This window comes from Streptomyces sp. NPDC021020 (assembly GCF_044333285.1).
GTDB lineage: Bacteria > Actinomycetota > Actinomycetes > Streptomycetales > Streptomycetaceae > Actinacidiphila.
This window is the reverse complement of the sequence record NZ_JBIRQQ010000011.1, coordinates 80,345-103,339: the sequence shown is the minus strand read 5'-3', so window position 1 is coordinate 103,339 and position 22,995 is coordinate 80,345. Positions and strand designations below refer to the sequence as shown.

The 22,995-nt window shown below is 75.9% G+C and carries 2 protein-coding genes; both read right to left on the bottom strand.

Annotation, left to right across the window (positions count from 1 at the left end; all coding sequences use genetic code 11):
- Nucleotides 1–94: 94 nt before the first annotated feature.
- Nucleotides 95–10,429, bottom strand: a complete 10,335-nt coding sequence (locus ACH4SL_RS29710; RefSeq protein WP_398451406.1) for an SDR family NAD(P)-dependent oxidoreductase — start codon at nt 10,427–10,429, stop codon at nt 95–97.
- Between the two features lie 39 nt (nt 10,430–10,468).
- On the bottom strand, nt 10,469–22,921 hold the full coding sequence (locus ACH4SL_RS29705; protein WP_398451119.1) for an SDR family NAD(P)-dependent oxidoreductase: 12,453 nt from the start codon (nt 22,919–22,921) through the stop codon (nt 10,469–10,471).
- Between the last annotated feature and the right edge of the window lie 74 nt (nt 22,922–22,995).

Genomic DNA, 22,995 nt, shown 5'->3' with positions numbered 1-22,995 from the left:
GGTCGCGGTGACGATTGCGGTCCTGGTCCTGGTCCTGGTCCTGGTGCCGGTCGTGGTCGTGGTGCCGGTCGTGCCGGTCGTGGTGGGCCGGGCGTCAGGAGGCGCCCAGCTCACGGTCGATGAACGCCAGCACCTCGTCGGTGCCGGCGAGCGCGAGCCGGTCGGCCGCGCTGTCCTCGGCCGGCGGCGCGGACGCCGCCTTCCATTGCGCCAGCAGCCCCTCAAGCCGACCTGTCACCGCCCGCGCGTCCGCGTCGGGCAGGTCGAGCGCCGCCAACGCGCCCTCCAGCCGCGCCAGTTCCCCGAGCACCGTGTCCGCGCCGTCCCGCGCCGCGGACGAGCCGTCCGGCACGAGCCGGCCGACCAGGTGGTCGGCCAGCGCCCCGGCCGAGGGGAAGTCGAAGACGAGCGCGGCGGGCAGCCGCAGCCCCGTCGCCGCCGAGAGCCGGTTGCGCAGCTCCACGCCGGTCAGCGAGTCGAAGCCGAGGTCCGTGAACGGCGTCTGCTCCAGCACCCCTTCGGCGTCGGCGTGCCCGAGCACCGTCGCGACGTTCGCCCGCACCAGCGCCAGCAGCTGCTGGCGCCGGTCGGCCGCCGGGAGCCCGGCGAGCCGCCGCGCCCAGTCGTCGGGCTGCTGCTGGGCCGTGGCCGCCCGGCGCGTGGCGCCCCCGGGCCGCGCGGCCAGTGCGCGCATCGCCGCGGGCAGCGTCCCGGCGGGCTGCGCCGCGAGCGCGGGCACGTCGAGGCCGACCGCCGCCAGTTGCGGGCTGCCGTGCTCCAGGGCTGCGTCGAAGAGCGCGAGGGCCTTCTCGGCCGACAGCGGCGTGACGCCGGTGCGGGCCATACGGGCGAGGTCCGCCTCGCCGAGCTTGCCGGTGATGGTGCTGGCCGTGGCCCACAGTCCCCAGGCGACGGAGGTGGTGGGGTGTCCGGTGCGGTCGGTGGCGAGGGCGTCGAGGTAGGCGTTGGCGGCGGCGTAGTTGGCCTGTCCGGGGTTGCCGAGGGTTGCGGAGACGGACGAGAAGTGGGCGACGAAGGCGAGCGGCAGGTGCCGCGTCGCCCGGTGGACGGTGGCGGCGGTCGCGGCCTTGGCCGTCCAGACGTCCGCGAGGGTTTGCGGGGTCTGGGCGGTGAGGACGGCGTCGTGGGTGGTGCCCGCGGTGTGGATGACGCCGGTGAGGGGGTGGGCGGGGTCGATGGCGTTGACGAGGTCGCTCATGGCCTGGGCGTCGGTGGCGTCGGTTGCGGTGAGGGTGACGGTGGCGCCGAGGGCGTCGAGTCGGGCGGCGAGTTCGTGTGCGCCGGGTGCGTCGGGGCCTCGGCGGCTGACGAGGTGGAGGTGGGTGATGTTCCAGGTGGTGACGAGGTGTTCGGCGAGGAGGGCGCCGAGGGTGCCGGTGCCGCCGGTGATCAGGACGGTGCCGTTGCGGTCGAGTGCGGGCGGGACGGTGAGGACGAGTTTGCCGGTGTGCTTGGCCTGGCTCATGTGGCGCAGGGCCTGCCGGGCCTGGGCCAACGGCCAGGTCGTGACCGGCGGGAGCGTCAGCGCCCCGCGCTCGAACAGCTCCACCAGCGTGCCCAGCATGCGCGCGACCAGCTCCGGACCCGCGTCCGAGACCAGGTCGTACACCCGGTAGTCCACCGCTCCGTGGTCCTTCGCCACCTGCTCGGGGTCGCGGATGTCGGTCTTGCCCATCTCCAGGAAGCGCCCGCCCTCGCCGAGCAGCCGCAGCGACGCGTCGATGTACGTGTCCGCGAGGCTGTTGAGGACGACGTCCACGCTCCCGGCGGCCTCCCGGAAGGCGCCTTCGAAGTCCAGGTCACGGGAGGACGCGCGGTGTGCCTCGTTGATGCCCATCGCCTCAAGGGCGGTGTGTTTGGCGGGACTTGCCGTGGCATAGACCTCCGCGCCCAGATGCTGGGCGATCTGCACGGCGGCGGTGCCGACTCCGCCGGTGGCGGCGTGGATGAGCACGCGCTCGCCCGCCGTGAGGCCGCCCAGCTCCACCAGGCCGTACCACGCCGTGAGGAAGGCCACCGGGACGGCCGCCGCGCGGGCGAAGTCCCACTCCTGCGGCATCCGCGTCACCATGTGCGCGTCGGCCACCGTGACCGGCGCGAAGGCGCCGTCGAAGACGCCCATCACCCGGTCGCCCGGCACCACCGACGTCACGTCGGGGGCCACCTCCAGGACGACACCCGCGCCCTCCCCGCCGATCCGGGTCTGGTCCGGCACCATCCCCAGACTGATCAGCACGTCACGGAAGTTGACGCCGGCGGCCCGCACCGCGATCCGCACCCGACCGGGCGCGAGGGGCTGCTCCGCCTCCGGGAAGGGCACCGGCGCGACACCGTCGAGCGTCGCGGTGCCGCCCGTGCCCGCGGCGTCCAGCCGCCAGGCCTCCCGGCCGAGCAGCGGCACCGGCGACACCTGCGCGGGGGCCCGCACCAGCCGCGGGACGAGGATCCGCCCGCCGCGCAACGCCAGCTGCGGCTCGTCGAGTGCGACCGCGCGGCGCACCGCGTCGGCGATCAGCGGATCCGCCCCGGGGTCGGCCGGCAGCTCGGCGTCGGCGTCCAGGTCGAGCAGGACGAAACGGCCCGGGTGCTCCGACTGGGCGCTGCGCACCAGACCGGCGACAGCCGCGGCCACCGGGTCCGCCACCGACTCCTCGTCCACGGCGGCCGCGCGGCGCGTCAGCACCACGAGCCGCTCCTCCTCCGACCGGGGCTCGGTCAGCCACTCCTGAAGGAGTGTCAACGCACTTTGTACGGCGGCAAGTTCGTCGTCACCCCGGGTCGCCGCCGTCGCGTAGACCACGGAGGGTTCCGCGTCCGGCGACCGGTCGGCGAGCGGCGCGGCAGGCGTCCACCGGAGAGCGAACAGGCCGTCGGGCACGGCCTGTCGGGGTGCGCTGAGACGGGCCGGGCGGGTGGTGACGGCCTCGGCGGCGAGGATCGGCCGCCCCGATCCGTCGGTCAGAGTGACGCCGCGCCCGCCGTCGCCCTGCCGGCTGATACGGACCCGCGCCTGCGTGGCGCCCGTCGCGTACAGGGTGACCCCGTTCCAGGAGAAGGGCAGCCAGACGCCCTCCCGGGCGGTGTCCGTGACGGCGATGAGGGGGTGGAGGGCGGCGTCGAGGAGTGCGGGGTGGAGGGTGTGGTCGTCATCGGCTTCCAGGGGGAGGGCGATGTCGGCGAGGAGGTCGTCGCCGTGGCGCCAGAGGGCCTGGAGGCCCTGGAAGGTGGGCCCGTAGTGGTAACCGTCGGTGGTGGCGCGGTCGTAGAAGGCGGTGAGGTCGACGGGTTGGGCGCCGGGGGGTGGCCAGGCGGTGGTGTCGGGTGCGGGCTCGTCGGTGAACGCCGCGGTGAGGGTGGCGGTGGCGTGCCGTACCCACTCCGCCGGCTGGCCGGACGCCGGGCGGGTGTAGATGTGCACGCTGCGGCCGCTGTCGTCCTCGGGAGCGCCGACGACGACCTGCACGTCCAGCGGCGCGGACTCGTGCAGCAACAGCGGCTGCTCCAGGAGGAGTTCCTCGACCCGCGTGCTCCCGGTGCGCTCGGCGGCCTGGAGGGCGAGTTCGAGCAGCGCGGTGCCCGGCAGCAGGACCGTGCCCGCGATCACGTGCTCGCTGAGCCAGCCGCCCTGCCCGGCGGGCGGGACGCGCCCGCTGAGCACCATGCCGCCGTCCGCGAGCGCGGCGACGGAGGAGAGCACCGGATGGTCGATCCCCGTCCCGCCACCCGGGGCCCCCGCGCCCCCGGGGCGTGCGGTGAGCCAGTAGGGCCGGCGCTGGAAGGGGTACGTGGGCAGGTCGGCGGGTGCGCCGGTGGCGGGGAGCCAGGGCGTCCAGTCGAGGGGCTGGTGGGTGGTGTGGAGGGTGGCGAGGGTGTGGGCGAGGGTGTGGGTGTCGGGTTGTTTGCCGGTGAGGGTGGGGAGTGCGGTGGTGTCGGGGAGGGTGTGGTGGACGGCTGTGGTGAGGACGGGGGTGGGGCCGATGTCGAGGAAGAGGGTGGTGTCGGGGGCGAGGTGGGTGAGGGTCTGGTGGAAGTGGACGGGTTGGCGGATGTGTTGGGCCCAGTAGTCGGGGGTGGTGATGTCGTTGTCTGCGGGCAGGCCGGTGAGGTTGCTGATGAGGGGGATGCGGGGGGTCTGGAAGTCGAGTTCGGCGATGGCTTGGGCGAAGGGGGTGAGGACGGGGTCCATGAGGGGTGAGTGGAAGGCGTGGGAGACCTGGAGGACACGGGCCTTGCGCCCCCGCTCCCGCCATGCCTCGACCGCGGTGGCGATCTGCTCGGCCGGACCCGAAAGCACGGTGTTGACGGGGGTGTTGTACGCGGCGACGGACAGCCCGGGGCGGTCCGCCAGCCACGCCGTGACCTCCTCCGCATCCGCGTTGACGGTCGCCATGGCGCCGCCGGGGGGGAGTTGGCCCATGAGGGTGGCGCGGGCGGCGACGAGTTGGGCGGCGTCTTCCAGGGTGAGGACTCCTGCGATGTGGGCGGCGGTGACTTCGCCGATGGAGTGTCCGGCGACGGCGTCGGGCCGCAGTCCGTGTGCGTTGAGCAGGCGTGCGAGCGCGACCTGGAGGGCGAACAACCCGGCCTGGGTGTAGGTGGTGTGGTCGAGGAGTTCGGCGTGCTCGGGCTCGAACACGACGTCGCGCAACGGGTGTTGGAGGTGCGGGTCCAGCAGCGCGCAGACCTCGTCGAACGCCTCGGCGAAGACGGGGAAGCGGGCGTGGAGTTCGGCGCCCATGCCGGCTCGCTGGCTGCCCTGGCCGGAGAACAGCCACACCGTCCGGCCCGCCGTGACCGACCCACCCGGCGCCGTAGCCACGACCCCCGCGTGCGGAGAACCGGCGGCCAACGCCTCCAGCGCGGCGGCGAAGTCCGTACGGTCCCGCCCGAGGAGCACCGCCCGCTGCTCGAAGGCGGCCCGCGTGGTGGCGAGCGACCGCCCCACGTCCGCGACCGAGGCCCCCGCGCCGGCGTCCAGCCACCCGCCGAGCGCGCTCGCCTGGTCCCGCAGCGCCTGCGGGTCGCGGGCCGACAGCAGCCACGGCACGATCTCCCCGGAGTCGGGTAGTGGCGTGAATCCCGGCTCCTCCGGGGCCTGTTCGAGGACGAGGTGGGCGTTGGTGCCCGAGGCGCCGAAGGAGGAGACGCCGACGCGCCGCGGACGTCCGGTCTCCGGCCAGTCGACCGTGTCCGTGAGCAGCTCCACCGCGCCGCTGTCCCAGTCGATGTGCGGGCTGGGCGCGTCGATGTGCAGGCTCGCGGGCAGCCGCCCGTGCTCCATCGCCATGACCATCTTGATGACGCCCGCGATGCCCGCGGCCGCCTGCGTGTGGCCGATGTTGGACTTCACGGACCCCAGCAGCAGCGGTCGCTCGTCCGGCCGGTCCTGCCCGTACGTCGCGAGGATCGCCTGCGCCTCGATCGGGTCGCCCAGCCGGGTCCCGGTGCCGTGCGCCTCGACGGCGTCGACGTCGGCGGCGGTCAGGCCCGCGGTCGCCAGGGCCTGGGCGATGACGCGCTGCTGGGAGGGGCCGTTGGGGGCGGTCAGGCCGTTGCTCGCGCCGTCCTGGTTGACGGCCGAGCCGCGGATGACGGCGTGCACCCGGTGGCCGTTGCGCCGCGCGTCCGACAGCCGCTCCAGGACGACGAGCCCGGCCCCGTCGCTGAGGCCCGTGCCGTCCGCCGCGGCGGCGAAGGGCTTGCAGCGGCCGTCCGGCGCGAGCCCGCCCTGCCGGGAGAAACCGGTGAAGGCGTCCGGGGTGGACATGACCGTCACACCGCCCGCGAGCGCGAGGTCGCACTCGCCTTGCCGCAGCGCCTGCGCGGCCAGGTGCATCGAGACCAGCGAGGACGAGCACGCGGTGTCGACCGTGACCGCCGGGCCCTGGAGACCGAGCGTGTACGCGACCCGGCCGGAGATCATGCTGCCGATGCCGGAGAGCATCGTGTAGCCGTCCAGCCGCGGGTCGCCGGGCGCCAGGCCTGCCGCGTAGTCGTGGTAGATGACGCCCGTGTAGACGCCGGTGAGGCTGTCCTTGAGCGTGTGCGGGTTGATCCGGGCGCGCTCCAGGGCCTGCCACGCGGTCTCCAGCACGATCCGCTGCTGCGGGTCCATGGCCAGGGCCTCGCGCGGGTTGATGCCGAAGAAGGCGGCGTCGAAACCGTCCGCGTCGTAGATGAAGGCGCCCTGCGAGGCGTACGTGGTGCCCGGGTGCTCGCGGTCGGGGTGGAAGAGGTTGTCGAGATCCCAGCCGCGGTTGGTCGGGAAGGGCCCGAGCACGCTGCCGCCCGCCTCGACCAGCTCCCACAGCTTCTCCGGCGAGGTCACCCCGCCCGGGAAGCGGCACGCCATCGCGACCACCACGATCGGGTCGTCGTCCGCGCCGCGGCCGGGGCGGAAGCGGCGCGCGTGCGCGGGCGAGCCGTCCTGGTCGCCGGTCAGCAGGGCCCACAAATGAGCGGCGAGAGCCTGCGGGGTGGGGTGGTCGAAGACCAGGGTCGCGGGCAGCCGCAGGCCCGTCACGGCGGCGACCCGGTCCCGCAGCTTGACCGCGGTGAGGGAGTCGACGCCCAGCTCCTTGAACGCCGCCTCCGGCCGCACCGCCGCCTCCGACGCGTGCCCCAGCACCACGGCGGCCGCCTGCCGCACCAGGGCGAGCAGTTCCTCGTGCTGCCCGGCCGCGTCGAGCCCGGCCAGACGCGCGCCCAGCGCACCGTCCGCGGGCTGCCGCGCCGCGGCCCGGCGCCGCGCGGGGCGTACGGGCTGCTCGGGGGATACGGGCTGCTCGGGCCGTACGGTCGTGGGCTGCGCGTCCCCTTGCGCCGCCGGGCGCAGGGCGACCGCGTCGGCGGTGAGGACGGGCGCGCCGTCCGGGTCCGCGAGGACGAGGCCGACCGTGCGGGCCCCGGCGGCGTCCCGGTCGCGGGCCAGGACGCGGACCCGGGCGGCGGTGGCGCCGGTGGCGTGCAGGGTGACGCCGCTCCAGGCGAAGGGCAGCAGGATCTGCCCGTCGGTGGGGTCGCCGTCGAGGGCGAGGGGGTGCAGGGCGGCGTCCAGGAGGGCCGGGTGGATGCCGAAACCGTCCTCCGCGTCCTCCCCGGCGGGCTCGGGCAGCTCCACGTCGGCGAGCAGATCGCCGTCGTACCGCCACATCGCCCGCACCGTGCGGGGAATCCCGCCGTGCGCGGCCTCGGCGGACGCGTGGAGCGCGGCGAGGTCCACCGGCTCGGCCCCGGCGGGCGGCCAGGTCCCGGCGCCGGTCACCGGGTCGTCCGGGGCCTCGTCCGCCGGTCCGGGCGGGGCCAGCGTGCCCGCCGCGTGCACCGTCCACGGGTCGTCCGCCGCGGCTCCGGCGGGCTGCGAGGCGACACGGAAGGCCCGGTGTCCTTCGGCGTCGGGGGAATCGAGGGTGATCTGGAGGCGGAGGGCAGCGCCCGACGGGGCCACGAGGGGGGTGTGCAGGGCGAGTTCGTCGATGCCGCCGCTTCCCGCCTCGTCGGCGGCGCGAAGTGCCCACTCCACGAGGGCTGTTCCGGTCGGCAGCCCGGCGCCGCCCGCCGCGGGGAGCAGCCCGGTGACGAGCAGCCCGCCGTCCGCGAGACCGGTGACCGCCGACAGGTGCGGGTGCGTGACGGCCCGCAGGCCCGCCGCACCGACGTCGCCTGCCGCGGGAGCGGTGCGCGGCCAGTAGTGGTGGTGTTGGAAGGGGTAGGTGGGGAGGTCGGTGGTGGGGGTTGTGGTGGGGTGGTTCCAGGTGGGGGTGAGTCCGGTGGTGTGGGCGTGGGCGAGTTGGGTGGTGAGGTGGTGTGGGGTTCCTTGGTTGCGGTGGAGGGTGGGGATGGTGGTGGTGGGGTGGGGGTGTTGGTCGGTGGTGTGGGTGATGCCGGGTGTGAGGACGGGGTGGGGGCTGATTTCGATGTAGTGGTGGTGGTTGTGGGTGAGGAGGGTGGCGAGTGTTTGGGTGAGGTCGACTGGTTGGCGGAGGTTGGTGAACCAGTAGTGGGGGGTGAGGGTGGTGGTGTCGTGGGGTTGGGTGGTGACGGTGGAGTAGAAGGGTGTGTGGGCGGGTTGGGGGGTGATGCCGTGGAGGGTGGTGAGGATGTGGTCGTGGAGTTGGTCGACCTGGGGGCCATGGGAGGCGTAGTCGACATCGATCGTGCGGGCCCGGTGGCCTTGGGCTTCGCATGCCGCCGTGACCGTGGCGATCTGGTCGGGTGGCCCGGAAACGACCGTGGATGCGGGCCCGTTGAAGGCGGCCGCGGTGACCTGGTCGGCGTCGGCGCCGAGTTCGGCGAGCAGTCGCGCGGTGTCGTCGGGGCCCAGTGCGAGGGACGCCATGGCGCCCTTGCCGGAGAGGGCTCGTAGCGCTTGGGAGCGGAGGGCGACGACGCGGGCGCCGTCGTCGAGGGTGAGGGCTCCGGCGACGGTGGCGGCGGCGATCTCGCCTTGGGAGTGGCCGATGACGGCGGTGGGGGTGATGCCGTGGGCCTGCCATTCGGCGGCGAGCGCGACCATCATGGCCCACAGGACGGGCTGGATGACGTCCACCCGTTCGGCGTCGGTCTCACAGGTGCCGCGCAGCACGTCGGTCAACGACCAGTCCACGTACGGTGCGAGGGCCTGCTCGCATTCCGCGATACGGGCGGCGAAGACGGGTGAACCGTCCAGCAGGTCGATGCCCATGCCGGGCCACTGCGAGCCCTGACCCGGGAAGACGAACACCGGACCCGCCCCCACCTCCACCGCCGTGCCCCGGACGACGCCCGGGTGGTCCGTGCCCTCCGCCAGCGCCGCGAGCCCTTCCAGGTACGCGTCCCGGGTCTGTCCGACGACCGCCGCGCGGCAGGGGAAGGCGGCCCGCGTGGTCAGCAGCGACCACGCGACCTCCGCCACCGGGACCTCCGGCCGCTCGGCCACCGTCAGCGCCAGCCGCCGGGCCTGCTCGGCGAGGGCCTCCTCGCTGCGGGCCGACAGCACCCACGGCAGCGGTTCCGCGCCGGTGTCCTGGGCGGGAGGTTCGGCCGACTCCTCGACGGCTGCCGGCTCGGGCGCCTCCTCCAGGATGACGTGCGCGTTCGTGCCGGAGATACCGAAGGCCGACACGCCCGCCCGGCGGCCCCCGGCCGCGCCCGCGGGCCAGTCGACCGGCTCGGTGAGCAGCCGGACGGCGCCCGCCGACCAGTCCACGTGCGGGGTCGGCTCGTCGACGTGCAGGGTCGCGGGCAGGGAGCCGTGCCGCATCGCCATGACCATCTTGATGACGCCCGCGACCCCGGCGGCGCCCTGCGCGTGGCCGATGTTCGACTTCACCGAGCCGAGCCACAGCGGCCGTTCCGCAGCCCGCTCCTGCCCGTAGGTGGCGAGCAGCGCGTCCGCCTCGATGGGGTCGCCGAGCCTCGTGCCGGTGCCGTGCGCCTCGACGACGTCCACCTCGGAGGCCGCGAGCCCGGCGTTGGCGAGCGCCTGCCGGATGACGCGCTGCTGGGAGGGCCCGTTCGGCGCGCTCAGGCCGTTGCTGGCGCCGTCCTGGTTGACGGCCGAGCCGCGCACGACGGCAAGGACCTGGTGGCCGTTGCGGCGCGCGTCCGACAGCCGTTCCAGCAGGACGAGCCCGGCGCCCTCGGAGAAGCCCGTGCCGTCCGCCGCCGCGGCGAAGGCCTTGCAGCGCGCGTCGGGCGCGAGGCCGCGCTGCCGGGAGAACTCGACGATGACGTTGGGCGTCGCCATCACCGTCACGCCGCCCGCGAGCGCGAGGTCGCACTCGCCCGACCGCAGCGCCTGGGCGGCCAGGTGGATGGCCACCAGCGACGACGAGCACGCCGTGTCCAGCGTGACGGCCGGCCCCTCCAGGCCCAGCGTGAAGGAGATCCGGCCGGACACGACGCTGAGCGCGTTGCCCGTCAGCAGGAAGCCCTCGGCCTCCCGGTCGACCGGCGGGGTGCCGAAGCCGGGCACCCCGGCGCCGGTGTAGACGCCGGTCGCGGTGCCCTTCAGGCTCGTGGGGTCGATGCGGGCGCGCTCCAGGACCTCCCAGGCGGTCTCCAGCAGGATGCGCTGCTGCGGGTCCATCGCGGTGGCCTCGCGCGGACTGATGCCGAAGAACGCCGCGTCGAAGCCGCCCGCCCCTGCCAGAAAGCCGCCCTCGCGGGCGTAGCTGGTGCCGGAGTGGTCGGGGTCGGGGTGGTAGAGCCCGTCGAGATCCCAGCCGCGGTCGGCGGGGAAGGGGCCGATCGCGTCCCCGCGGCCCGCGACCAGATCCCACAGCGCCTCGGGGGAGTCGATGCCGCCGGGGTAGCGGCAGGCCATGGAGACGATCGCGATCGGTTCGCGCGAGCGCTCCTCGGTCTCCCGCAGGCGCTGCCTGACCTGGCCGAGGTCGAGGGTGACGCGCTTGAGGTACTGGCGCAGCTTGTCTTCCGTGGTCGTCGGCATCGGTTCGGCATCCCCTCAGGACGAGCCCAGTTGCTGGTCGATGAGCGCGAACATCTCGTCGTCCGACGCGGAGCCCAGGGCCTCCCCGTCGATGTCCGGCGCACCGGACGTACCGCCCTCCAGCCGGGAGAGCAGGGCGTGCAGCCGGCCGGCGATCGTCTCGCGGGCCTTCCCGTCGACCTCCCGGCCGCCGAGGGTCGCCTCCAGCCGCGCGAGGTCGCCGAGCACGGGCGCCAGCGGGTCGGCGGGTGCCGCCGCCTGCCCGTCCGGGGCGAGCCTGCCGTCCAGGAAGCGGGCGGCGGCCTCCGCGTCGGGGTGGTCGAAGACGAGCGCGGCCGGCAGCCGCAGCCCCGTCGCGGACGTGAGCCGGTTGCGCAGCTCGACGGCCGTGAGCGAGTCGAAGCCCAGCTCCTTGAACGAGCTGTCGGTACGGACCGCCGCCGGATCGCTGTGCCCGAGCACCGTCGCGGCGTGCGTACGGACCAGGGCCACCAGCTCGCGCTGCCGCTCGTCCGCGGGGAGCCGGCTCATCCGGGCCGCCCACCCGGCGGACTCGGCCGCGGCCGCGGTCCTCCGCACCGGGGCCCCCGCCGCCGCGAGCGCCCGGAGCAGGGCGGGCACCTCGGCGGCCGGGAGGCGGCCGAGAGCGCGCGGGTCGAGGTCCAGCGCGACGAGGGCGGGGTCGGTGTGCCGGACGGCGGCGTCGAGGAGGCCGAGGGCCTTCTGCGTCGACAGCGGCGTCGTCCCGGACCGGCTCATCCGGGCGTGGTCGGTGCCGGTGAGCTGCTGGGTCATGTCGCTCGCAGCGGCCCACAGCCCCCAGGCGAGGGAGGCCGCCGGTCGCCCGGCGCGGTGCCGCCCGACCGCGAGCGCGTCGCAATAGGCGTTGGCGGCCGCGTAGTTGGCCTGCCCGGGACTGCCGAGGGTGCCGGCGGCCGAGGAGTAGACGAGGAAGAGGGCCAGCGGGAGGTGCGCGGTGGCCCGGTCGAGGACGGCGGCCGCGGTGGCTTTCGCGTTCCAGACCCGCGCGAGCCGCTCCGGGGTCTGCGCGGTCAGGACCGCGTCGTCCAGGACGCCCGCCGCGTGGATGACGCCGGTGAGCGGGTGGGCGGGGTCGATGCCGTCGACGAGTGCGCGTACGGCGTGGGGGTCGGTGGCGTCGGTTGCGGTGATGTGCACGGTGGCGCCGAGTTGTTCGAGGTGGTGGGTGAGTTCGGTGGCGCCGGGTGCGTGGGGGCCTCGGCGGCTGACGAGGTGGAGGTGGGTGATGTTCCAGGTGGTGACGAGGTGTTCGGCGAGGAGGGCGCCGAGGGTGCCGGTGCCGCCGGTGATCAGGACCGTGCCGTCCGGGTTGAGGGCCGGGGGGACGGTGAGGACGAGCTTGCCGGTGTGCTTGGCCTGGCTCATGTGCCGCAGCGCGTCGCGGGCGTCGGCGAGCGGCCAGGTCGTGACCGGTGGCGGTGCCAGGGCGCCCTCGGCGAAGAGGCCCGCGAGCGTCGTCAGCATGCGGTGGACGTGGTCGAGGCCCGCGCGGGGGACCAGGTCGTAGAACTGGTAGTCGACACCGGGGTAGGTGGCGGTCAGGTAGTCGGTGTCGCGGATGTCGGTCTTGCCCATCTCGATGAAGCGCCCGCCCTCGCCGAGCAGCCGCAGCGAGGCGTCGGTGAAGTCCCCGGCGAGGCAGTTGAGGACGACGTCCACGCTCCCGGCGGCCTCCCGGAAGGCCGCTTCGAAATCCAGGTCGCGGGAGGACGCGCGGTGTGCCGCGTCGATGCCCATGGCCTCAAGGACCCCGTGTTTGGCGGGACTTGCCGTGGCGTAGACCTCCGCGCCCAGATGCCGGGCGATCTGCACGGCGGCCGTGCCCACCCCGCCCGTCGCCGCGTGGATCAGCACGGTGTCCCCCGCCCGCAGACGGCCCAGGTCGACCAGGCCGTACCAGGCGGTGAGGAAGGCGACGGGGATCGCGGCCGCCTCGACGTCGGTCCAGCCGGGCGGTACGGGCACGAGGGTGCGGGCGTCGGCAACCGTGACGGGGCCGAAGGCGCCCTCGAACAGCCCGAACACCCGGTCGCCGGGCGCCACCGACGTCACGTCCGGCGCGACCTCCAGCACCATGCCCGCGCCCTCGCTGCCGCGGAAGACGCCCTCGTCCGGGTACATCCCCAGCAGGATCAGCACGTCGCGGAAGTTGACGCCCGCCGCGCGGACGCCGACCCGCACCTGACCGGGCGCCAGCGGCTCCAGCACCTCGGGGCAGGGCACCGCCGACACCCCCTCGACCGTGCCGGAGCCGTCCGCGGCCAGCCGCCAGGCCCGCTCGCCCGGCGGCGGCGCCAGCTCCGGCGGCGCGGCCCGCTCCAGCCGCGGTACGAGTACGCGCCCGGCCCGTACGGCGACCTGCGGCTCCTCGCGGGCCACGGCCTGGGCGACGGCGTCGAGCAGCACGGCGGGTTCCGCCGCGTCGTCGAGGTCGCACAGCACGAAGCGGCCCGGCTCCTCCGCCTGCGTGCTGCGCAGCAGGCCCCACACGGCAGCCGACGCCGGGTCGGGCGCGGTGCCTCCCGCCGCGACCGCCCCGCGGGTGACGGCGACCAGCAGCGAATCCGCCGACCGCGGCTCGGCGAGCCACTGTTGGGCCAGCGCGAGGACGTCCGTCACCACCTCCAGGGCGGCCGTTGCGGGCTCGGGGCCGTCCGCCACCGGGGGGACGGCGACCAGCACCGTCGCCGGGAGCGGGCCGGTGGCCGCGAGCAGTGCGGACACGTCGGCGTGGCAGGGCAGTTCGGGCGCGGGCGGCATCTCCCCGAGGCACGCCCAGTCCGCGGGCGCACCCGTCTGCGCCGGCCCGGTCCGCTCGGGCAGCGGTGTCCAGGCGACGGCGAACAGCCCGTCCACCGGCCGGGTCCGGGTGTCGCGCAACTGCCGCGCGCTCGTCGGCCGTACCGTCACCGACTCCGCGCGCAGCACCGCGGCTCCCGCCGCGTCGGCCACCAGGAGGCGCAGGCCCTGCTCCAGGGGCGTCATCCGCACGCGGACGCGGGTGGCGCCGGTGGCGTGCAGGGTGACGCCGCTCCAGGCGAAGGGCAGCAGGATCTGCCCGTCGGTGGCGTCGCGGTCCAGGGCGAGGGGGTGCAGGGCGGCGTCCAGGAGGGCCGGGTGGATACCGAAACCGGCCGCGCCGCTGCGGGCCTGTTCGGGCAGCACGACCTCCGCGAGCAGGTCGCCGCCCTGCCGCCAGGCAGCCACCAGACCCTGGAAGGCCGGTCCGTAGCCGTAACCCGCCGCTTCGGCGCGGGCGTAGAAGTCCGCTGTGTCCACCGGCTCGGCGTCCGGCGGCGGCCATACCCCGGCTTCCTCCGGGTCGGGGGACGCGGTCGCCGCAGGGGCGAGCCGGCCGGTCGCGTGGCAGGTCCAGGGCGAATCGTCGCCGGAGGGGCGGGAGTTGACCCGTATCGCGCGGTGTCCTTCGGCGTCCGGGGCGTCGAGGGTGATCTGGAGGCGGAGGGTGCCGGTGGCGGGGAGCAGGAGGGGGGTGTGGAGGGCGAGTTCGTCGACGGCGCCGCTGCCCGCTTCGTCGGCGGCGCGCAGCGCCCACTCCACGAGAGCCGCGCCCGGCACCAGGGGAACGCCCGCCACCGCGTGGTCGTCCAGCCAGCCACCGCCGCCCGCCGCCGGGAGCACACCCGTCAACACCATTCCGCCGTCCGCGAGTTCGACCGCCGCGCTCAGCTGCGGGTGCCCCACCGGCGCGAGTCCGGCCGCCGTCAGGTCACCCGGGCCGCCGTCCATGTCCAGCCAGTAGTGGTGGTGTTGGAAGGGGTAGGTGGGGAGGTCGGTGGTGGGGGTTTGGGTGGGGTGGTTCCAGGTGGGGGTGAGTCCGGTGGTGTGGGCGTGGGCGAGTTGGGTGGTGAGGTGGTGTGGGGTTCCTTGGTTGCGGTGGAGGGTGGGGATGGTGGTGGTGGGGTGGGGGTGTTGGTCGGTGGTGTGGGTGATGCCGGGTGTGAGGACGGGGTGGGGGCTGATTTCGATGTAGTGGTGGTGGTTGTGGGTGAGGAGGGTGGCGAGTGTTTGGGTGAGGTGGACTGGTTGGCGGAGGTTGGTGAACCAGTAGTGGGGGGTGAGGGTGGTGGTGTCGTGGGGTTGGGTGGTGACGGTGGAGTAGAAGGGTGTGTGGGCGGGTTGGGGGGTGATGCCGTGGAGGGTGGTGAGGATGTGGTCGTGGAGTTGGTCGACCTGGGGGCCGTGGGAGGCGTAGTCCACATCGATCGTGCGGGTGCGCGCGCCGCGCTCGTCTGCTGCCGCGAGGGTGGCGGCGACCTGGTCGGGCGGACCCGAAACGACGGTGGAGCGGGGGCCGTTGTGGGCGGCGATCGCCACGTCCGCGGCTGCTGTGCCCAACTCGTCGAGCAGGTCGCGTACTTCCTGCGGGCCGAAGGTGATCGAGGCCATGGCGCCCTTGCCGGAGAGGGCGCGGAGTGCTTGGGAGCGGAGGGCGACGACGCGGGCGCCGTCGTCGAGGGTGAGGGCTCCGGCGACGGTGGCTGCGGCGATCTCGCCTTGGGAGTGGCCGATGACGGCGGCGGGGGTGATGCCGTGGGCCTGCCACTCTGCGGCCAGCGCGACCATCATGGCCCACAGGACGGGCTGGATGACGTCCACCCGCTCGCGGTCGGCGCTGGACGTGCCGCGCAGCACCTCGGTCAACGACCAGTCCACGTAGGGCGCGAGGGCCTGCTCGCATTCCGCGATACGGGCGGCGAAGACCGGTGAGCCGTCCAGCAGGTCGACGCCCATGCCGGGCCATTGCGAGCCCTGGCCCGGGAAGACGAACACCGGACCCGCGCCGAGCGGCACCGCGGTGCCCGTGACGACCGCCGGGTCCGGCTCGCCCGCCGCCAGCTTCTCCAGGCCCGCCAGCAGCGAGTCCGGGTCGTCGGCGACGATCACCGCGCGGTGGTCGAACGCCGTGCGCGTCGTAGCCAGCGACCGGCCCACCCGCGCGACGTCGTCCACGGGGAAGCGGGCGGCGAGGTTCGCGGCCTGGGCGCGTAGCGCCTCGGGGGTGCGGGCGGACAGCACCCAGGGGATGACCTCGCCCGTGGGGGCGGGCGCGAACTCCGGTTCCTCCGGCGCCTGTTCGAGGACGATGTGCGCGTTGGTGCCGGAGATGCCGAAGGAGGAGACGGCGGCGCGGCGGGGGCGTCCGGTGTCGGGCCAGTCGACGGCCTCCCTGAGGAGTTCGACCCCGCCGGACCATTCGACGTGCGGGGTCGGTTCGTCGATGTGCAGGCTCGCGGGCAGGCGCCCGTGCCGCATCGCCATGACCATCTTGATGACGCCCGCCACGCCCGCGGCGGCCTGCGTGTGGCCGATGTTGGACTTCACGGACCCCAGTAGCAGCGGCCGTTGCGCGGGTCGCTCCTGCCCGTAGGTCGCGTGCAGGGCCTCCGCCTCGATGGGGTCGCCGAGCTTGGTGCCCGTGCCGTGCGCCTCGACGGCGTCCACGTCCGCCGGGGACAGCGCGGCGTTGGCGAGCGCCTGCCGGATGACCCGCTGCTGGGAAGGGCCGTTGGGGGCGGTCAGGCCGTTGCTGGCGCCGTCCTGGTTGACGGCCGAGCCGCGCAGCACCGCCAGCACGGGGTGGCCCTGGCGCCACGCGTCCGACAGCCGCTCCAGGACCAGCAGGCCCGCGCCCTCGCCCCACCCCGTCCCGTCCGCGGCGGCCGCGAAGGGCTTGCAGCGGCCGTCGGGGGCGAGGCCGCGCTGCCGGGAGAATTCCACGAAGGTGTTCGGCGTGGCCATCACCGTCGCGCCGCCCGCGAGGGCGAGGTCGCACTCGCCCGACCGCAGCGCCTGCGCGGCCAGGTGCATCGCCACCAGCGAGGACGAGCACGCCGTGTCGACGGTGAGGGTCGGCCCCTCCAGACCGAACGTGTAGGCGAGCCGGCCGGAGGCCACGCTCGGCGTGCTGCCGGTCATGATCTGGCCCTCGTAGCCCGCCGGGATGCGGCCGAGGAAGCGCGCGCCGTAGTCGTCGTACATGATGCCGGTGACCACCGCGGTGCGGCTGCCACGCAGCGTGACCGGGTCGATGCGGGCGTGCTCGAAGGCCTGCCACGCCGTCTCCAGCAGCAGCCGCTGCTGCGGGTCGGTGGCGAGCGCCTCGCGCGGGCTGATGCCGAAGAACTCCGCGTCGAACAGCGCGGCTTCGCGCAGGAAGCCGCCCTCACGGGTGTAACTGCGGCCCGGCTGCTCGGGATCCGGGTCGTACAGCCCCGCGAGATCCCAGCCGCGGTCGGTCGGGAAGGGGCCCGCCGCGTCCACGCCGTCGGCGACCAACTGCCACAGGGCGTCGGGGGAGTGGACGTCGCCGGGGTAGTGGCAGGCCATGCCCACGATCACGACGGGATCGGCGTCGGCGTCGGCGCGGACAGCGGGGGCGGCGGGGATCGCGGGGGCGGCCGTGTCCGTGCCGGGGAGCTGGGCGAGCAGGTGGCGTACCAGGGCCTCGGGCGTCGGGTAGTCGAAGACGGCGGTGGCGGGCAGCCGGACGCCGGTCGCGGCGGTCACCGCGTTGCGCAGCTCAAGCGCGGTCAGCGAGTCCAGGCCGAGGTGCTGGAAGGTCCGGCCCAACTCGACGGACCCGGGGTCGGGGTGGGCCAGGACGGTGGCGACCTGGTCCCTGACCAGCTCGGTCAGGATCCGTTCGCGTTCCGCCGCGGGCAGCCCCGCCAGCCGCTGCGCGGGAGCGGTGGCCGCCGCACCGGCGGAGGCGGCGGGCGCGGGGGAGCGGACGAGGCGGCGCAGCAGCGGCGGCAGCGGGCCCGCGGCGGCCTGGCCGCGCAGCACCGCGAGGTCGAAGCGGGCCGGGACGAGCACGGGGTGCGGCTGCCCGAGGGCGGCGTCGAAGAGGGCGAGGCCCTGCTCCCGCGACATCGCGGCGGTGCCGGAGCGGGCCATCCGGGCGAGGTCCGCGGTGCCCAGGTGCCCGGTCATGCCCGCCCCGTCGCCCCACAGACCCCAGGCCAGGGCGGTCGCGGTGCCGCCTTCGGCGCGGATGCCCTCGGCGAGCGCGTTGAGGAAGGCGTTCGCGGCGCCGTAGTTGCCCTGCCCCGGGCTGCCCAGGACCGACGCGGCGGAGGAGAAGAGGACGAAGGCGGCGAGGTCCGCGTCGCGGGTGAGCCGGTGGAGGTGCCAGGCGGCGTCCGCCTTGGGGGCCATGACGGCGTCGAGCTGCGCGGGCGTCAGCGCGCCCGCCACCCCGTCGTCCAGGACGCCCGCGGCATGCACCACCGCGGTGAGCGGGTGCGCGGCCGGTACGTTCGCGAGCAGCGCGGCCAGCGCCGCCGGGTCGGTGACGTCGCACCGCTCGACCGCCACGTCGGCGGGGAGTCCGGCCGCGAAGTCGGCGATGCCCTCGGCGTCCGGCCCGCTCCGGCCGGCCAGCAGCAGATGCCGGACGCCGTGCGCCTCGACCAGATGCCGCGCGATCAGCCGCCCGAGCGCGCCGGTCCCGCCGGTGATCAGGACGGTGCCGTCGGGGTCGGGCGCGGCGGGCGCGGTGTCCGCGCCGGGCGGCGCGACGACCAGCCGCGGGACGAGCAACCGGTCGCCACGCAGGGCGAGTTGGGTCTCGTCGCCGGTCGCGGCGACCCTGAGCGCGTCCCAGGCGACCTCCGTGCCTGCCGCGTCCACGTCCGCGAGGACGATCCGCCCGGGGTGCTCGGCCTGCGCGGCCCGCACCAGCCCCCAGACCGCGGCCCCCGCCGGATCCGCCGCCGCGTCCTGCGGCCCCGCGCTGACCGCGCCCGACGTGAGGACGAGCAGCCGGGTGCCGGCGAACACCTCGTCCGCCAGCCACTCCTGGAGCGGCCCGAGCACGCCGAGCACGGCCCCCCGCGCCCGCGCGGGCGCCTCCCCGCCAGGCCCGCCGGCGACGGCCAGCACGACCACGCCGGGAGCCGCCTCCCCGGCGGCGAGGGCGTCCCGCAGCGCGCCGAGCCCGCGGTGCCGGGCGGGCGGGGCGCCCGCGAGCAGGGCGGCGGGGTCGGTGCCGGGCAGGCTGTCGCGCGAGCTGCCGACCGCGCCGGTCGGGCCCGCGTGGTGCGGGTTGGCGGCGCTGAGGGGGACGTCGTGCGGGGCGGTGTCCACCGGGTCCGTTTCGGCGAGAGTGCGGGCGGTGTCGTGCGGGCTCGCGTGGCCCGGGTTGCTGGCGTCGAGGGGACTTTCGTACGCGGTGGTGTCCGCCGGGTCCGTACCGTGCGGGTCGCCCGGGTCGGCGGGCGTGTGGGCCGGGTCCGTACCGTGCGGGTCGTCGGGGTTGGCGGGCGTGTCCGCCGGGTCCGTACCGACCGGGGTCGCGACGGAGTCCGCACCCGCCGGGTGCGGGACGGCGCCGTCCGCGGCGGGAAGCGCCTCCGCCGCGCCCGTCGTGATCAGCGCCCAGCGCTCCGCCGGACGGTGCTCGTCCGCGGGGAGCGGCAGGGGCTCCCACTCCAGCAGGTGGAGGGAGCGGTCCGCGGCTCCCGTCGCGGCGCGCCAGCGGTCGGCGGTGACCGTGCGGAGCGTCAGGGTGTCGACGGCGGCGACCTCCGCGCCGGTCTCGTCGCGCATCCGCAGGGTCACGGTGTCGGGGCCGGTCGGGGTGATGCGGGCCAGGAGGCGGGAGCGGCCGCGGGTGGTCAGCCGTACGCCGTCGAAGGCGAAGGGGAGCCGGACGGTGCCGGGCGCGCCGCCCGCCTGGTGCGCGGCGGTGAAGAGGTCGCCGATCGGGTGCAGGACGGCGTCCAGCAGCGCCGGGTGCAGCGCGTAGCCCGCGCCTTCCGCGCGCTGCCCCTCGCCGAGCGCGATCTCCGCGAAGATCTCGTCCCCCGCCCGCCAGGCCGCGCGCAGCCCGGTGAAGGCCGGACCGTAGCGGTAGCCGTCGCCCGCCAGCCGCTCGTACAGCGCGGCGACATCGAGGGCGCGAGCGCCCGGCGGCGGCCACTCCTGCGGCCAGTCGGCGGCGGGCGGCGCGCCGCCCGCCGGGGCGAGGGTGGCCGTCGCGTGCTGCCGCCAGGGGCGGGGGGCGTCCGGCCCGCCGTCGTCGGGGACGTCCTCCCCGGCGGGCCGGGAGTGGACGGTCAGCGCGCGCCGCCCGGAGGCGTCCCCGGCGGCGACGGCCACCTGCACCTCCACGCCGCCGGTCGCGGGCATCAGCAGCGGCGCCTCCAGCGTCAGGTCCTCGACCTCCGGGCAGTCGGCCAGGGCGCCCGCGTGCAGGGCGAGTTCGACGAAGAGCGTGCCCGGCAGCGGCACATGGCCGACGATCGCGTGGTCGGCGAGCCAGGGCCGGTCGCGCAGCGCGAGCCGTCCGGTCAGCAGCAGCCCGCCGCCCGCCGGTTCGACGACCGCGCCGAGCAGCGGGTGGCCGCTGCATTCCAGCCCCGCCGACCGCACGTCGGCCTCCCGGCCCGCGGCGGCCGGCCAGTAGCGGCGGCGGTCGAAGCGGTAGGTGGGCAGGTCGGCGGCCGCGGCCCCGGCCGGGAAGGCGGTGGCGCTCCCGGCCGGGAAGGCGGCGGAGAAGTCCACGGCCTCGCCGTCCGCGTGCAGCCGGGCCAGCGCGGTGAGCAGCGTGCGCGGCTCGTCGCGGCCCTCCCGGAGCGCACCGGCCAGGACGGCGGGCTCGCCGGGCGGCTCCTCCGCCGCGAGGCAGCCGCGGGCCATGGCGCTCAGTACGGGGTCGGGGCCCAGCTCCAGGAAGCGCGACACGCCCTCCGCGCGCAGCGCCGCGACCGCGTCCCGGAAGCGCACCGGCTGCCGTGCGTGCCGCACCCAGTATTCCGGGTCGCCCAGCTGCGTGGCGTCCGCGAGGGCGCCCGTGACGTCGGAGACGACGGCGATGCGCGGCGGCGCGTAGGTCAACGTGGCCGCGACCGCCCGGAATTCGTCGAGCACGGGCTCGATGCGGGGCGAGTGGAAGGCGTGGCCGACGCGCAGCCGCCGGGTGCGCACCCCGCGCCCGCGCATTGTCTCGGCGATGTCCGCGACCGCCTCCTCGTCGCCGGAGACCACCACCGCGCGGGGCCCGTTGACGGCCGCCAGCGACACCTGGTCCTCGCGCCCGGCCAGCAGCGCCGCGACGTCCTCCTCGGCGGCCTCCACCGCCACCATCGCGCCGCCCGCGGGCAGCGCCTGCATCAGCCGCCCCCGGGCGGCGACCAGCCGCGCCGCGTCCGGCAGCGACAGCACCCCCGCGACGTGCGCGGCCACCAGCCCGCCCACCGAGTGGCCCACGACGTATCCGGGCACCACCCCGAAGGACTCCACCAGCCGGTGCAGCGCCACCTCGACCGCGAACAGCGCGGCCTGCGTGAATTCCGTACGGTCCAGCTCCCCGGCCCCCGCACCCCCGGGCGGCGCGAGGACAAGCTCCCGCAGCGACCGCCCGAGCAGCGGGTCCAGTACGGCGCAGGCCTCGTCGAAGGCCGCGGCGAACACCGGGTAGGCGGCGTGCAGTTCACGTCCCATGCCGGGGCGCTGGCTGCCCTGGCCGGTGAAGAGGAAGGCGCTGCCCGCCCGGCGGACCGCGCTCCCCGGCACGCACACGCCGGGGTGCGCCCGCCCCTCGGCGAGATCCGCGAGCCGCGCCGCCAGCTCCGCGCGGTCCGCGCCCAGCACGACCGCGCGGTGCTCCAGCGGTGAGCGGCCGACGGCCAGCGCCCGCCCGACCGCGGCGACCGGCACGTCCGGACGCGCCGCGACGTACTCCCCGAGCGCCGCGGCCTGCGCCCGCAGGCTCCCCGCGCTCCGCGCGGAGACCACCCACGGGAGGACGGCGCCGATGTCCGCGGCCCGCGCGGTGCCGTCGTGAACGGCGTCGGCGGCTGACACCGAGCCGCCGTGTCCGTCACCGGCGGCCGGCCTGGCGGCTCCCGCGGCGACGGCACCGGCCGTGGCGTGACCGCCGCTGCCGTGCGCCCCGGCGGTGTCGCGGTTGTGGGCGCCCGCGCCCGCCGTCGTGCCGCCGTGGCTGTCGTGCGCTCCGGCCGCGTCACCCCCGTCGGCCTTCGCGCCCGCCGCCCCGTCGGCCGGCTCCTCGGGTACGTCCTCGACGATCAGGTGCGCGTTCGTGCCGCTGATGCCGAAGGACGACACCCCGGCCCTGCGGCGGCGGTCGCCCGCGGGCCAGGGGAGGGGATCGGCCAGCAGGCGCACCGCACCCGCGGTCCAGTCGACGACCGGGGTGGGGCGGTCGGCGTGGAGGAGGGCGGGCAGGGTGGCGTGCCGCATCGCCATGACCATCTTGATGACGCCCGCGACGCCCGCCGCGCCCTGCGTGTGGCCGATGTTCGGCTTGATCGCGCCCAGCCGCAGCGGCCGGTCCGCGGGCCGGTCCTGGCCGTACGCCGCCAGCAGCGCCTGCGCCTCGATGGGGTCGCCCAGCGCCGTGCCGGTGCCGTGGGCCTCGACGGCGTCGACGTCGGCGGGGGTCAGGCGGGCGTTGTCCAGCGCCTGCCGGATCACCCGCTGCTGCGCGAGGCCGTTGGGGGCGGTGAGGCCGTTGCTCGCGCCGTCCTGGTTGACCGCGGAGCCGCGCAGCACCGCCAGCACGGGGTGGCCCTGGCGCCGTGCGTCCGACAGCCGCTCCAGGACGAGCAGTCCGGCGCCCTCGGCGAAGGCCGTGCCGTCGGCGCCCTCGGCGAACGCCTTGCAGCGGCTGTCGGCGGCCAGGCCGCGCTGCCGCGCGAACTCGGTGAAGACGTACGGCGTCGTCATCACCGTCACGCCGCCCGCGAGGGCGAGGTCGCACTCCCCGCCGCGCAGCGCCTGCGCCGCCAGGTGCAGCGCCACCAGCGACGACGAGCACGCGGTGTCGACGGTGACGGCAGGCCCCTCCAGGCCGAGGGTGTACGCGATCCGGCCGGACAGCACGCTCGGCGCGTTGCCGGTGACGAGGTGGCCCTCGGCGGCCGGGTCGACGTGCGGGGTGCCGAAGCCGGGCAGGGCCGTGCCCGCGTACACCCCGACGGGCGCGCCTCGCAGCGACACCGCGGGAATGCCCGCCCGCTCCAGCGCCTCCCAGGCGACCTCCAGCAGCAGCCGCTGCTGCGGGTCGATCGCCGCGGCCTCGCGCGGGCTGATGCCGAAGAACTCCGGGTCGAACAGCGCCGCGCCGTGCAGGAAGCCGCCCTCGCGGGCGTAACTGGTGCCGGGGTGGGCGGGGTCGGGGTGGAAGAGCCGGTCCAGGTCCCAGCCGCGGTCTGCGGGGAAGGCGGTCATCGCGTGCCGGCCGGACGCCACCAGCTCCCACAGGTCCTCGGGCGACTCGACCCCGCCGGGGTAGCGGCAGGCCATGGCGACGACGGCGACCGGCTCGTGCCGGGCGTCCTCCACCTCGCGCAGCCGTGCCCGGGTGTCGTGCAGATCGGCGGCGACCCGCTTGAGGTAGTCGACCAGCCGCTCGTGCGTGGCCTCAGTGGTCACGTCGTGTCACCGCACCTTCCGATGCCGGGAGTTGGCGGGGTTGCCGGGGATTGCCAGGGGGTTCCGAGGGCGTA